General features: G+C 43.9%; 19 protein-coding genes and 1 riboswitch. Of the genes, 7 read left to right on the top strand and 12 right to left on the bottom strand.

Annotated features, from left to right (window positions below):
- Positions 1-143 precede the first annotated feature (143 nt).
- Entirely contained in the window at positions 144-1,247 is a 1,104-nt protein-coding gene (locus tag B3763_RS00780) for a BF3164 family lipoprotein (protein WP_286742597.1), read from the top strand.
- A 6-nt stretch (positions 1,248-1,253) separates the two neighbouring features.
- Here the strand turns inward: B3763_RS00780 and ftsY are convergent, their stop codons facing one another.
- The 9 genes from ftsY to B3763_RS00735 form a co-directional block, all read right to left on the bottom strand.
- Entirely contained in the window at positions 1,254-2,207 is a 954-nt protein-coding gene (ftsY, locus tag B3763_RS00775) for a signal recognition particle-docking protein FtsY (protein WP_286742594.1), read from the bottom strand.
- A 204-nt stretch (positions 2,208-2,411) separates the two neighbouring features.
- Positions 2,412-2,567, bottom strand: coding sequence for a DUF4295 domain-containing protein (locus tag B3763_RS00770; protein ID WP_084375596.1), 156 nt, complete (start codon positions 2,565-2,567; stop codon positions 2,412-2,414).
- 2 nt (positions 2,568-2,569) lie between these two features.
- Positions 2,570-2,752 (bottom strand): 50S ribosomal protein L33, encoded by a 183-nt coding sequence (gene rpmG, locus B3763_RS00765; RefSeq protein ID WP_189628245.1) that lies wholly within the window; start codon positions 2,750-2,752, stop codon positions 2,570-2,572.
- A gap of 176 nt (positions 2,753-2,928) precedes the next feature.
- On the bottom strand, positions 2,929-3,618 hold the full coding sequence (locus B3763_RS00760; RefSeq protein ID WP_286742588.1) for a DJ-1/PfpI family protein: 690 nt from the start codon (positions 3,616-3,618) through the stop codon (positions 2,929-2,931).
- A 5-nt stretch (positions 3,619-3,623) separates the two neighbouring features.
- Positions 3,624-4,061: a carboxymuconolactone decarboxylase family protein gene (locus B3763_RS00755; protein ID WP_286742586.1), complete on the bottom strand. Its 438-nt coding sequence runs from the start codon at positions 4,059-4,061 to the stop codon at positions 3,624-3,626.
- Positions 4,062-4,117: 56 nt separating this feature from the next.
- Positions 4,118-4,693, bottom strand: coding sequence for a Crp/Fnr family transcriptional regulator (locus B3763_RS00750; RefSeq protein ID WP_286742584.1), 576 nt, complete (start codon positions 4,691-4,693; stop codon positions 4,118-4,120).
- Positions 4,694-4,766: 73 nt separating this feature from the next.
- Positions 4,767-5,183: a response regulator gene (locus B3763_RS00745; protein WP_286742582.1), complete on the bottom strand. Its 417-nt coding sequence runs from the start codon at positions 5,181-5,183 to the stop codon at positions 4,767-4,769.
- 3 nt (positions 5,184-5,186) lie between these two features.
- Positions 5,187-6,248: a sensor histidine kinase gene (locus B3763_RS00740; RefSeq protein WP_286742580.1), complete on the bottom strand. Its 1,062-nt coding sequence runs from the start codon at positions 6,246-6,248 to the stop codon at positions 5,187-5,189.
- Between the two features lie 137 nt (positions 6,249-6,385).
- Complete coding sequence (locus tag B3763_RS00735; RefSeq protein WP_286742578.1) at positions 6,386-6,916, bottom strand: GNAT family N-acetyltransferase; 531 nt, start codon at positions 6,914-6,916, stop codon at positions 6,386-6,388.
- A 128-nt stretch (positions 6,917-7,044) separates the two neighbouring features.
- Positions 7,045-7,149, top strand: a riboswitch (TPP riboswitch).
- Here B3763_RS00735 and B3763_RS19020 point away from each other — a divergent pair.
- The 5 genes from B3763_RS19020 to B3763_RS00715 all read left to right on the top strand — a co-directional run bounded on the left by B3763_RS19020 (position 7,136) and on the right by B3763_RS00715 (position 10,253).
- A complete protein-coding gene (locus B3763_RS19020) occupies positions 7,136-7,540 on the top strand; it encodes a carboxypeptidase-like regulatory domain-containing protein (protein ID WP_414707103.1) in 405 nt (134 codons plus the stop codon). It overlaps the preceding riboswitch by 14 nt.
- Positions 7,527-8,252 (top strand): class I SAM-dependent methyltransferase, encoded by a 726-nt coding sequence (locus B3763_RS00730; protein ID WP_189628238.1) that lies wholly within the window; start codon positions 7,527-7,529, stop codon positions 8,250-8,252. The genes B3763_RS19020 and B3763_RS00730 overlap by 14 nt, the downstream gene beginning before the upstream one ends.
- Positions 8,252-9,319 (top strand): AIR synthase-related protein, encoded by a 1,068-nt coding sequence (locus B3763_RS00725; RefSeq protein ID WP_286742575.1) that lies wholly within the window; start codon positions 8,252-8,254, stop codon positions 9,317-9,319. The genes B3763_RS00730 and B3763_RS00725 overlap by 1 nt, the downstream gene beginning before the upstream one ends.
- A complete protein-coding gene (locus tag B3763_RS00720) occupies positions 9,316-9,963 on the top strand; it encodes a thiamine phosphate synthase (RefSeq protein ID WP_286742572.1) in 648 nt (215 codons plus the stop codon). The genes B3763_RS00725 and B3763_RS00720 overlap by 4 nt, the downstream gene beginning before the upstream one ends.
- 17 nt (positions 9,964-9,980) lie before the next feature.
- Positions 9,981-10,253 carry a Trm112 family protein gene (locus B3763_RS00715; protein WP_286742570.1) on the top strand — a complete coding sequence of 91 codons (273 nt, stop codon included), beginning with the start codon at positions 9,981-9,983 and terminating at the stop codon, positions 10,251-10,253.
- A 45-nt stretch (positions 10,254-10,298) separates the two neighbouring features.
- Here the strand turns inward: B3763_RS00715 and B3763_RS00710 are convergent, their stop codons facing one another.
- The 3 genes from B3763_RS00710 to B3763_RS00700 form a co-directional block, all read right to left on the bottom strand.
- Entirely contained in the window at positions 10,299-10,970 is a 672-nt protein-coding gene (locus B3763_RS00710; RefSeq protein WP_286742568.1) for a class I SAM-dependent methyltransferase, read from the bottom strand.
- Positions 10,971-11,368: 398 nt separating this feature from the next.
- Positions 11,369-12,253 carry a TolB family protein gene (locus B3763_RS00705; protein ID WP_286742566.1) on the bottom strand — a complete coding sequence of 295 codons (885 nt, stop codon included), beginning with the start codon at positions 12,251-12,253 and terminating at the stop codon, positions 11,369-11,371.
- A gap of 171 nt (positions 12,254-12,424) precedes the next feature.
- Entirely contained in the window at positions 12,425-12,637 is a 213-nt protein-coding gene (locus B3763_RS00700) for a hypothetical protein (protein WP_286742564.1), read from the bottom strand.
- Here B3763_RS00700 and B3763_RS00695 point away from each other — a divergent pair.
- Positions 12,628-12,976 (top strand): reverse transcriptase domain-containing protein (locus tag B3763_RS00695; RefSeq protein ID WP_349676549.1); only part of this gene is annotated, 349 nt, incomplete at its 3' end. The two genes, B3763_RS00700 and B3763_RS00695, sit on opposite strands and share 10 nt — an antisense overlap.

The following is a 12,976-nucleotide window of genomic DNA, read 5'->3' as shown; positions in this document are numbered from 1 at the left end:
ACTAACAAGATAAGTGCCATTGATATAAATGACTGGTATTCAATAGAATATAAATTACCTAGTGCGAGAGTTGACCGATAAAGAGCAGTAATTTGTACGTAAACGTTCAGGGTTTTAATAAATTCAGCAATAATCACATATTTATGAAATCCACACTCAAGACTCTTCTCATTTCCCTATCCATTGTAGCTTTTAGCTGCTCTAGGTCTCCTGAAAATACTGATACAGAGGAGGCCATTGTCGTCAAAGAGACTTTGGTCAGCGAGCAGTTTCTTGAAGAGGAATTAGGATTGGCTCCTTACATAGTTGGGCCATATTTGCTGGTTAAACAAGATCAAAAAAGAGCCGATAAGGTGGTTTTTACCGTTTATAATGCATCTGATCTTGAGTTCTTAGGTGTATTAGGTGAGCGGGGAAGAGAAGGACCAAATACATTTTATGGAGTCAGTTACTGGGGGCAGTTTGTAGAAAGAAATGGAGATTATTTGATTTGGATAAACGATCCCCCACGATATAGAATGAGCCTAATTAACATTACTGAGAGTCTGGAAAGGGGCGAAACTGTGATTGAAAGACACCTTAATCATGACCCGGAGAATGATTTTATGAATGCACTCTATGTCTTGGATTCATTAGACTTAGTTGCCCATCAGCCCGGTTATCACCCAAACACAAATCAAGCTCCTTTGGTGATGTTCAAAAATGGGGTGATTGAGACTTATGGTGAATATCCCGAGGTGAAAAACATACTAGATGAACAGCGATGGGGCAATGGAGCTACTTTTAATAGAGTAGCCCTGGCTATGAAGCCTGACCAATCTCGTTTTGCAGTTGCAATGAATTACTATGATCGACTGGATATTTTCGACATTGATGGACAACTTATTACGTCTTACCGAGACCCTGAAAGGTATACTCTTTATAACTATTCAGACATTGTGACACCCTCAGAATCCGTCCCTAGACAATACAAAGATTACTATTTTAGTACGGCTGTCACGAAAGACTTCCTATTTACACTTTATTATGACACTTCTGTGGAAAAATGGGCTGAGTTTCACCCTACTACTATTCGTGTTTTTGATTGGGATGGAAACCTAAAGGCAGAGCTAGCCTGTCCTGATAAAATTTGGAATCTATCTATAGATGAGAAAAATGGCTTTCTCTATGGCGGCTCAAATCTACAGGAAGCTCTTTTCAGGTACGATATAAAATCTGTACTGTCTGAGCTTAAGGGTCAATCGTAGAGGCTTTTACTTCTTAAATAAAGAATCGACAAACTCGGCCTTATTGAAAACTTGTAGGTCTTCAACTTTTTCACCAACTCCGATGTACTTCACAGGGATTTTGAATTGGTCTGAGATACCAATCACTACTCCGCCTTTGGCGGTTCCATCGAGCTTGGTAATGGCCAAAGCAGAAACTTCGGTGGCTTTGGTAAATTCTTTGGCCTGAATAAAGGCATTTTGACCGGTAGAGCCATCGAGGACCAATAGAATCTCATGAGGTGCCTCCGGAATGAATTTTTGCATTACTCTCTTAATCTTGGAGAGTTCATTCATTAGGTTCACTTTGGTATGAAGTCTACCGGCAGTATCTACAATAACTAAGTCTGCCCCTGTGTCGACACCTTGTTTAACCGCATCGAAGGCTACTGCGCTAGGGTCGGTGTTCATGCCGTGTGCTACCACGGGTACTCCAACTCTTTCTCCCCAAAGTTTTAGCTGATCTACCGCAGCCGCTCTAAAAGTGTCTGCTGCTCCGAGTACTACCGACTTGCCTTTGCTTTTAAACTGGGCGGCTAGTTTGCCAATGGTGGTTGTTTTACCCACACCATTCACACCTACCACCAAAATAACATGTGGTTTGTGGCCTTCAGGTAGTTTGAAGTCGGCAAGATCCTGGGTATTATTTTCGGCTAGCAGTTCGGCAATTTCTTCGCGCAAAATGCGATCGAGCTCGGTAGTGTTCATGTACTTGTCTCGTGCCACTCGTTCTTCAATGCGCTCAATAATCTTTACGGTAGTTTCTACACCAACATCGCTGGTTATTAGTATTTCTTCCAGCTCATCGAGTACTTCATCGTCTACCTTAGATTTTCCGGCTACGGCACGACCGAGCTTACTAAATAAGCTTTCTTTAGTCTTTTCGAGTCCCTGATCGAGCTTCTCTTTTTTCTCTTTAGAAAATAAACCGAATAGTGCCATAACAGTAAGGTTTGATGAAGTTATCTTAAATAAGCCTATATAGCTAAAGTACGTTCCCGAAATTATTTCGGAATATATCCCCCCGTATACAAAGATTCTGAAACTAGCTTGTTTGCCGACAAAGGCAGGTTCAGAATGACGAAAAGAATGGTAAACAAAAAAGTCCCTTAACGGGACTTTAATATAATTGATAAATGCAATTTCTTATTTATCGGCTAAAACAGATTTAACCATATCTTCAGTAACCATCTCTTCTTTAAAGGTATATGCACCAGTTTTAGGAGATTTTACTGCTTTGATCACTTTGGCGTATTTTACACCACCTTCTTTCTTTAGGGTTGCAACTACTTTCTTAGCCATGATTACTTAATTTCTTTGTGAACGGTATGTTTCTTCAAAATTGGATTGTATTTCTTCAACTCCAATCTTTCAGTTGTGTTCTTTCTGTTCTTGGTGGTGATGTATCTAGATGTTCCTGGCATGCCGCTTTCTTTGTGCTCTGTGCACTCTAATATCACCTGAACTCTATTGCCTTTCTTAGCCATTTCTCTATGCTTTCAAAATTCGGACTGCAAATATAGGGAAGTGATTCTGATATTAAAACCTAAGAATCAAAAAATCTTTAAAATAAATACACTGTCTTTCAGGTAGATGACCCTGCCACACTACCCAAATGTTGGCTGCTAATTTGGCCATGGAATTCGAATATATCAAATTCTGCTTACTCCCACATTTTCAGTCGGTTTAGGTATAAATAGGACTCTACAAAATGGCGGTGTTCTTGCGTTGTCATTTTTTCCAGAAGTTCTAAAGACGACACGTAAGTGGCCAGATTGCCGTTTGAAGATGAAAATTTTCCATCTTCAATATAGGTTACAAGACTGTCGTTCTGAACCAGCAGATTGGGGTAGTCTTTCTGTAATTGTTCTCCTCCGCCAATCCAGGTTACTATTTTCTTTCCATTGGCAATGCCAGATGCTCCTATGAGCTGAGCTCCCGCACAATTGCTTACCGTGTAGGTGGTTTCTTCATTTTTGGCTCTTATAAACTCCAGAAGTGTTTGGTCGCGCACCATAGACCACATATCGTAGGCACTGGGCACAAAGAGCACGTTGAGAGAGGGCGCAGTGGCAAAAGTATAGTCGGGTATTATGGTTAGTCCCTCTTCGGTGGTTATCGGTTCGGGAGTTTGGGCAATGGTGACGACATTGAACAGCGGTGTGCCATCTTGATCGGGTTTGGAAAAAACATCCATTGGAGCGGTGACCTCTGTCATTAGTACTCCTTCAAAAATGAGTAGCCCTATGGTGGGTAACTCATTGTTGAAAGATTTAGAGGGCCGGTTTTTGTGATCCTGGCAACTGATTAGGCCACAAAAGATAGTTAGTATGAGTAGGCTGGTCTTTTTCATAGTGCTCAATTGATGGGTTTGTGAGTGCTAACGGCTATTCTGTTCCAGCCATTAATGGCCACAACAGTCATAATTACCTGAGCCAGGTAGTTTTCGCCAAGAGTGGCGACAGCTTCATTATAGGTTTCTGTGCTTAGGCCTCCTTTATGTATTAAGGTTACCTCTTCGGTAATTTTCAACACAATGCGCTCTTCCGGTGTAAAAAGTGTGGTTTCTTGCCAGGCATTTAAGAGAAAAAGCCTCCTGGCAGTTTCACCATCTTTAAGAGCCTCTTTGCTGTGCATGTCTATGCAAAATGCGCAGCCGTTAATTTGCGATGCCCGCATTTTAATCAGGTGAACTATTTTGCCGGCAATTCCACAGTTTTTTATATAGTTCTCCAGGGCAAACATGCCTTCATAGCTCTTTGGCTCAACTTCTTCAATCTGAATTCTCTTGTTCATTTGCTTTTGTTTTGAGCAAATGTATAGGCCCTGCGAACCAAAAAACTTGAACTGGTTTAAGAAAGCTTCTCCGCCCTTATTTTGCTTAAATACTCCGGAGTAAGGCCCAGGTAAGTGGCAACCATATACTGAGGCACCCTATTGACAAACTCAGGAAAGTCTCTTCTAAAGTGATTAAATATTTCCTTCTTCGAATAGTCGAAAACATATTTGGTGCGAACTACAGAGGCTCCGTAGGCAATTTCGTATACGTTGCGAAAATATACTTCCAGTAAAGGATGGGCCCGGAGGAGCTGTTGGTAGTTGGCGTAAGAGATATGCCATAATTCGCTGGGTTCAATAGCCTGAATGCTTAGATCTGTATTCTTCTGGTGGTGAAAGGCCAGAAAATCAGTAATCCACCAATCTTCAATGGCAAACATAATGGTCTTTTCTACTCCTTGGCGATCGGTAAAAAAGGCATGCACACATCCTTTTGCTACAAAAAAGAGGTGATCGCAGAGGTGGCCTGAATGGGTTAAATTCTCTTTCTTTTCTGTAGTTATGGGATCGAAGTAGCCCAAGATCTGGACGAACTCTTCTTGAGAAATACCCACAAATCTATTGATGTGCCGGAATAAGGAGTCTTGCATACAACAGTGGCTTTGGCAGTTGCTCCTGCCATAAATTAATGCTTTAGGCCTTGTAAAGGTAACTGAAAGTCTACTAAAGCCGGTCTTTAAAATGTTTTAGCAGCAGGTTGTTCGCCATTTCTTTGGTTAGAGGTTTGCTCATAAAGGTTTTTATGTTCTCAATATCCTCCGCCCTGTGTTTGTCGTCCGGGTTTAGAGAGGTGGTGAGCATTACTACAATTACATTGCCTTTGTACTTGGGGTCCAGCTTGTCATACTCCTCAATAAACTCCCAGCCGTTCATGCCGGGCATGTTAATGTCCAGAAAGATAAGATCGGGCTGAGGATGCTCTCCGCCTACTTTGGAGGTGAGGTAGTCTAAAGCGGCCTGCCCACTTTCAACAGCTACTATATGGTTGGTGCATCCTATTTGATTGATGACGCGCTGATGAAAGAAGTTGTCAGATTCGCTGTCATCGATGAGCAAAATAGAGTTGAGTATGGGCTTCATGGGTCATAGTTTTGGTAAATAAAAATAGAAAGTGCTGCCCTGGTCAGGCTCAGATTCAACCCAGATTCTGCCCTTGTGCACCTCAGCTATCTTGCGGCAATGGGCCAGGCCAATGCCGGTGCCTTCATAAGCTTCTCTGGAATGAATACGTTGAAAAATGGTGAAGATCTTTTCCTGGTGTTTTTTAGATATACCAATACCATTGTCTTGTATGGCAAAGACCCATCCGTTGTCTTCTTTTGCAGTAATTTGAATTTGTGGGGCTACCTCCTTTTTTCTGAACTTAATAGCATTGCTAATGAGGTTTTGAAATAGAAGCCGAAGTTCTGTTTGGTAACCTCTTACCTCGGGCAGCTCACCCAAAACCAGGGTGGTGTGGGTAGATTCCAGTACCGAAGAAAGATCTTTCTGAATATGAACCAGAAGACTATGGCAGTCTACCATGGTAAGCTGCCTTTCCTGACCTATTCGGCTGTAGTCCAGTAAGTCCTTTACCAGTTGTCGCATTCTGGTAGCCGACTCGCTAATGAATTTCAGGCTTTTTTTGCCGGTATCGTCTAGCTTGGTGCCGTAGTCTTCAACCAGAATTTTAGTGAAGTTAGTAACGGTGCGCAGTGGTTCTTGCAGGTCGTGAGAGGCCACATAGGTAAACTGTTCCAGCTCTTTGTTTTTGTGGGCCAGTTCCCGGTTGTGCTTTTGTACTTGTGCATTTAACCGAGAGTGCCGTATTCCAATAATGTACATAACCCATATGGCCAGCGTAGAAATGCCACGGTTTGCAAAGGCCATCCATGTGGTTTGGTTGTTGAAGGTAATAAGGGGGATTAACCAAATAAGTATTGAGATGAGTATAGAGAAATAAAGCAGTGTTTTAGGCTTTTGGCTTAATATGACTGCTATTGAACAGACATACAATATACCCACGGCTACTCCAAGAGGAATGATAAGGTCTACGGCAAAAACTACAAGAATCATGAACAAGCTAAGCTGAACCTCCCGGGTTGGTCCTGAAGACTTTCCGGGTCCCAGCAGGGTACTGCTTTGCAAGTTGTCTTGAGTAATCATGTTGCACCTATGTTTCTATTAAATATAGAAAATTAAATAGATTTACGACACTAATCGCGCTAAGTTACAAATGAAGGTTTTGTAAGCTGCTTGGGGTCGTTGAGCAGGAGTCTATTTTTAAGGAGTTAATTCTCTCTCTATTTGAGCCAGTCGTTGCGCAATATTCGGTACACAAAGTTCAGTTTGGGCGCTTCACCATAATAGGCTACCTCAAGTTCATCGATCTTTTTTGCCCCCAGTTTTTCAATAGAAGATTGCGATCTAAAGTTTTGTGCACCAATGTGAAAATCGACCCGGCTGATATGTTCAAATAAGTAGTCCAGCATCAGGGTTTTAGTGGCATGGTTATATCCCTTTCCCCACCTGTTTTTAGCAAAAAAGGTATAGCCTATAAGTATGCTGTTCTGCTTCGCATTGTAATCGTATAGTCTGGTGCTTCCAATAACATCACCCGTTTGGCTATCTATAATTTTAAAAGCCCCTTTGCTTTCTATGGCTCCCTTAAAAAAGTTTTCGAACACCGGCTTCTGCCATCGGTTTTGGTTAGGGTGTTGTTTCCAAAGCTCCGGGTCGGAGGCTACTGCATAAAGAGCGTCAAAGTCGGAAGGAAGTAATGGTTCCAGGCGCACTTTTTCATTGGCCAAAGAGGGTTGCAGGCTAAAAGTCATGAGCTAAAGATAATCAGGCTTGGCCATATACAATGTAGCTCTCCGGGTGTGGCTGTTATAAAATATTTTCCGGAAAAGAGGAGCAGCGTTTTGCAAACTGCTACCGCTGTATACCTTTGCATTAGTTAATGTTACAACCGGGGTGTTGTGTCGGAAATTCGGCACGGCTGAGATTATACCCGCTAACCTGATCTGGATAATGCCAGCGTAGGAATAATTATGAAAAAATTATACATCATCTTTTTTTGCATTTCATCTCTATTTTCCCAATCCTTTGAAATAAACGGTTTAATCATTGATAACCAAACCAAACTTCCTGTTTCCAATGTGAATATCGTTACAAGCAATTCAGGGACTACATCTAATTCTGATGGAAAGTTTATTTTTTATGCTGAAGAAAACGATTCTATATTTTTTTCACATATCGGATACGAATCTATCAAGCTAAAAATCAGTGAAAATATGAACATTTTTCTTCATCCAACCTCACTCGTGGGTAATTCTGTTGATNNTGATCTGGATAATGCCAGCGTAGGGAATTGTAATGATGTCCATTATCATTATCCTTCTGTTTTTCAGGCATTCATCCGATCAACAATACTGTTGATCAATGAGCAATATTGAAAAAAAGCAAAAATTCGATGTAGCCACTGGTGAGTTGCGCAACTGGCAGGGGCGTAAGGAGTGGTTCTTCAATCGCGATGACACCGATCATTACGAAATGTACTACGAAGGCCCTTATAAAAGGCAAGAGGTGTGGCAAAAGAAAACTCTGGAAAACCTGATAAAAAGCGATTCAAGGGTGAAAACCCTTCTTGAGTTTGGCTGTGGTACCACCCGTTTTACCCGGTGGTGGAAAGAAATAGGTATAGAGGCCACAGGGGGAGATATTTCACCATTTATGCTGGGGCAAGGGGTGCATCTCTTTGATGGCGACCTGGTGTTGGCCGACTCGCACCATATGCCCTTCAAAGATCATAGTTTCGATGCCCTGGCCTTCGTTACCACATTTGAGTATTACAAGGACCCCGTGAAAGTAATTCGCGAAGCCGTTAGGGTAGGGAAGTACGGAATCGTATTTGGTATGATGAACCGCAACACGCCCAAGCTTGTGAGGAGGCGTGTGCAGCAGGTTTTTGGCAGAAACAACTACTATGTTACGGCTCATTTCTACACGCCTTCCAGTCTTAAAGAGCTTATTGATGAAGCATTGTTCGACAGAGATTATAGCATAAAGTGGCAAGCTACCGGGCTGCCCAAGTGGTTTCCGGTACAGCAGTGGCACCAGCCTTATGGCGACTTTTTTGGTCTTCATGTTCAACTCAATGATGTGTGATGGCGGCATTCGTAGATGAGAGTGGAAAGGTAGATGAACAGGTTTTCAAGTCGGAACTGTTTCCTTATACCGGTGCGGCTAGCCAACGAGTTATTCAAGGGCCACAGTTTGGTGTAGATACCGCAATAATAGACTTGGGTAATGGTTTGGCTATGGCCACCTCCAGCGATCCGCTATCGTGGATACCCTCCATGGGGGCAAAAGCCTCGGCCTGGCTTTCTGTACACTTGCTGGCTAACGATATGAGTACAACCGGCCATGCTCCGCAGTTCGCTCAGTTTGTCCTTAACCTGCCTACAGCCATGGGGTTATCAGCCTTTCAGGACTATTGGCGACATATCCATGAGCTTTGCGAGCAAATGGGGGTGGCCATTACAGGGGGGCATACCGGGCAAATTGAAGGACAAAACTCAACCATAGCAGGAGGAGGAACTATGTTTCTTACAGCTCCCCGCGACCAGATTCTTAGCAGCAATGGTGCGCAGCCTGGCGATAGCATTATACTCACCAAAAGCATGGCACTTTCCTCTACGGCCATTTTGGCCATGGCCTTTCCTGAAAGTGTGAGCCGGCATTGCGGCACGGAGGCGCAGCAGCAGGCCGAATCAAATTTTTGGAATCTTTCGGTGCTCAAAGAGGCGCGGTTGGCCGCTCAAACCCTGGGAATACAAAAAGGGCTACATGCCATGCACGATGTAACGGAAGGGGGAGTGTTGGGGGCAATAGCCGAAATGGCCGGAGCATCCAAGTGTGGTGTAGACCTGTTGGGGGAGGCTTTGCCACTAAAGCCTGAAGTAGATGCAGTGGCTCGGTTGTTTGAGATTGACCCGAGACTTTCCATTGGAGCGGGAGCTATGGCCATGGCGGTTAAATCCGGCTGCGAAGCGCAACTTATTAAAGCTCTCGAGCAGGAAGGTATTCCGTGTGCAGTGGTGGGAAAGTTTACTCCGCAACAGGGAGTTTATCGAATAACAGAGGCTGACGGAAGGCAGTCTGAGTTTAATGTAGAGGGTAAAGACCCTTATTGGGGAGCTTTTTTCAAAGCCCTTAAAGCCGGGTGGAAATGAAGCGGTTGGAGGGTGTTTATCTAGTGGCCGATCCGGCCATGCAAGGCAACCTGCTGTTCAGCAAGCTTCAAGAAGCGCTCAGGGCGGGTGTCGATGTGTTGCAGCTATGGAACCATTGGCCCCCGGAGTTTACGCATAGCGACAAAATACAATTGGCCATAGAGGTTGTAGACATGGCCGAGCCGTACGGTACGCCTGTCTTAATGAATGAAGACTGGGAACTTGCGCTGCAGTGCAATGCAGCCGGAGTGCATTTTGATACCATACCGCAAGATTGGCCTGCTATAAAAGAGGCTTTAAAGGGGCGTCTGGTAGGATTTACGGTGGGCAACAATGTGGAAAGAATACGGTGGGCGCAAAGTGAAGGGGCAGATTATGTGAGCTTTTGCGCTTTATTCCCTTCCGCTTCTGTAGACAGCTGTGAGATAGTGAGGCCGGAAACGGTACTAAAGGCGCGATCCATTAGTTTCCTGCCTATTTTCCTGTCCGGGGGCATTCGGCCCGATAACCTCAAAAAACTTGCTCAACTGCCCTTCGATGGTGTGGCCATTATTTCCGGTATTATGAATACGGAAGATCCTGCCGGACAAATTGGTGTCTACAGAGCGTTACTCCATGAATTGAAAGCAACAAAAAAGAATTAGCAACCATGCAAAAATCAATGCTTAAAAAACTGTGCTGTCCTATTGATAAAAGCGATTTGCACATAGATATATACAATGAAGATGAAACGGGCGAAGTACTGGAGGGGCTAATGGTATGCCCAACTTGCAAGCGTTATTACCCCATTATTTATAGCATTCCCATAATGACCCCGGATGAATATCGTCAGAAGGCCCTCGAAGCGCCTATGACGGAGCGGTGGGGTATTGATGTGGGCAAAGAGGAAGACGGAACATTTTTGCTCGAAAATCACCGGCCATTGCTTAAATAACTTCGGTTTGCACCATACGAAATCAAGGCCCGGATAATCGAAAGCTTATCCGGCTTTGGTGGTCAGCCAGCCCATGTAAATAGCCGACTGAAAGAATCGTAGCGGAGAGGTAAACCCTGCCTGAACAAGTAACTCACTTAGCCGCGGTTCGGAAACATGGTGGAGTTCGTTGGCAATTCGGTTGATTCGCAGCTCAATTTCTTCCGTAGTCACATCTTCAGGAATCATGGCACGCAAAACGTTTAGGTTTCCTTCTATTTGTTGACTGTCACCAGTAATGTCTAAAAGAATTAAAGGAGCTCCCGGGGTCAACTGTTGAGCAATTTGCTGCAACAGCTCCAGCTTGCTACCATCATCTTTTAGAAAGTGCAGTACCAGCAGCAGGGTGGAGGCACCATACCGTTCGGTGTCTTTGAGGTTTTGCACTACTCCCTCAATGAGCTTTACGTTGGAGTAGGGCTGCAACTTCTGGCGAGCCTGATCAATCATTTCCGGAGAAGGGTCTATGCCTGTAATATCCCAGTTCTTATGAACCGAAACCAAAGGCTCAATTTCGTTGCCGGTGCCACAACCTACCACCAGTAGTTTTTGCTCCTTCAGCGGAAGCAATAATTTGGGTAAGAGGTTCAAAAAGTATCTGTAATTAGGGATCCAGGTTTCAACAAACCGGTTGTAGCCGGCCGCTCTTTGTTTTTCGAATAACTCTACAGCGCTCATGGTTGGGGTGGGTTTACTATGCTCATAAACCCAAGTTCTTAGGCAAGAGTTGCAAGAAGTTTGAAAAATACCTCTACATCTAAGGTTTTTGGGTTATTGTTGATTTTGAGGATGTGGTTTTTTGTTGTGTCGCTCCATCTTTTACGTGTACATGAGGTCTTTTTATCTCGAGAAGAAATTGTTCTCAGGTTGAGCAACAAGAGTATAGTTAGTATTTTTTATCTCCTCAAGATGCTTTGAATCCATATTATTTGCCCTAAATAATTCAAGTAAGTTACCGAAAAGAGATTGTTGAAATGTGGTTAAACCATAAAACAGGTCTTCTTCCTTGTGATTACTTTTCTGGTTAGAGTAAGGCCAAAATGAGGGGCTGATTAAGCTTAATATAGCGAATGTTTTTATCGTTTGAGCCATACCGGGGTTCCTGCATTGTCTATGAGCTTCCTTTCCATGGTGCCATCTTTATTCACCATGTAGGTGTGATAATTGCCACTGGCATCCTCTCTGGCAAATATAAGTTTAGAACCATCGGCCGACCATGAGGGGCTGGAATCGCGGGCGGGGTTTCGGGTGATGCGTCTTTGGTCGGAGCCGTCTATGTTCATTATATAGATCTCGTGATTTCCATCTCTGTCCGACATAAACGCAATCTGTTGGCCATCTGGCGAAAGTTCCGGATGCCAGTCTTCGGCTTTATTGCTGGTTAGCTGAGTTAAATCGCTTCCGTCTGCATTGGCCATACAAATTTCGCTTTGCCCGGTTTTGGAGTGAAACAATAGCTTATTGTCGGGTGTAAAATAAGGCCCGCCACCCTCAAGCAACATGACCTGACGCTGGTTGTTGCCATCGGAGTTCATTATCCATATTTCCTCCTGCCAATTTCCGGCCTCATCAGGATACTCTCTGGCAAAAGCTATTTGTTTGCCGTCTGCCGACCAGCTAGGGGAGCTGTCCCACATGCCCTTGGTATGGGTGAGCCGCTTTCTATTGCTGCCATCAGCGTTTATGGTGTGTATGGACCAGGTTGTTCGGTTGTCGTGGTAGGCGTATAGGGCAATTTGCTCACCACTGGGCGACCAGGCCGGGTAGCCATCATTTTCCGGATGATCGGTGAGCTTAATTTTCGCCAGACCGGCAGCATCGGTCAGATAGATTTCTCCGTTGCCGGATTCGGCCGAAGAGTACGCGATTACATAGGTAGGTTTTGAAGATCGGTTGTTTTGGCAAGCTGAGAGAACCATAAGCGTGGCCAGAACAATTGAAGTAGTTTTAGCATAGTTCATAGGTCAGCTAACGGAGGGTTTATATTGCCTTTTTTGGTTTTATGTAAATGGTTATCAGTGAGTTATAAGGGTTGTGTAAGTGGGTTTAGTGGTGGCTGTTTCGGATTTCTATGGATGAATTATTGGGGTGGAGTGGACTGCATGCCTCTCAAAAAAATAGTGTAAGGCTTCTTATTCTGTGCCAAACACTTTTCCATTCAGAGTGTGTGTACAGCATTCACAGAAGGGTATCATATTTTTGGCTTTTAAGCCAGGGTTGGTGAGCTGGAGTGTATTGCTGTGGTCTACGTACAGTCCTGAAAAGTAGGTGCTTTCGCCTACTCTAACAAAGTCTTTCTTATCCCTTTGGTTTAAGGCTACCACCCAGAAAATGGCTGCGTGCACCTATCCAGATCAATGGAAGGCTGCACAGACGCAGGAAAGGAATGCCACAAGGTAGCCCGCTTAGCCCATTGCTCTCCAACATATTGTTGGATAAGTTGGATAAGTATCTCAAAGCCAAAGGGTTGAAGTTTGTCCGCTATGCCGATGATTTCAGTGTTTATGCTGATTCAAAGGCGGAAGCAAGAAAGATAGGAAATGAGGTCTACCTGTTCTTAAAGAACAAGTTAGATCTGCCTATCAATCGGGCAAAGAGCGGCATCCGCAGGCCTGTAAACTTTGAGTTATTAGGCCATAGTTTTACTGCGACCTATAAAAAGGGGAGAAAGAGGCAAATACCAA

Origin of the sequence: Roseivirga sp. UBA1976 (assembly GCF_002336325.1) — a bacterium.
In the GTDB taxonomy this organism is placed as follows: Bacteria; Bacteroidota; Bacteroidia; order Cytophagales; family Cyclobacteriaceae; genus Roseivirga; species Roseivirga thermotolerans.
Note: the sequence above shows the minus strand (reverse complement) of the source record. Positions and strands in the feature narration are given on the sequence as shown.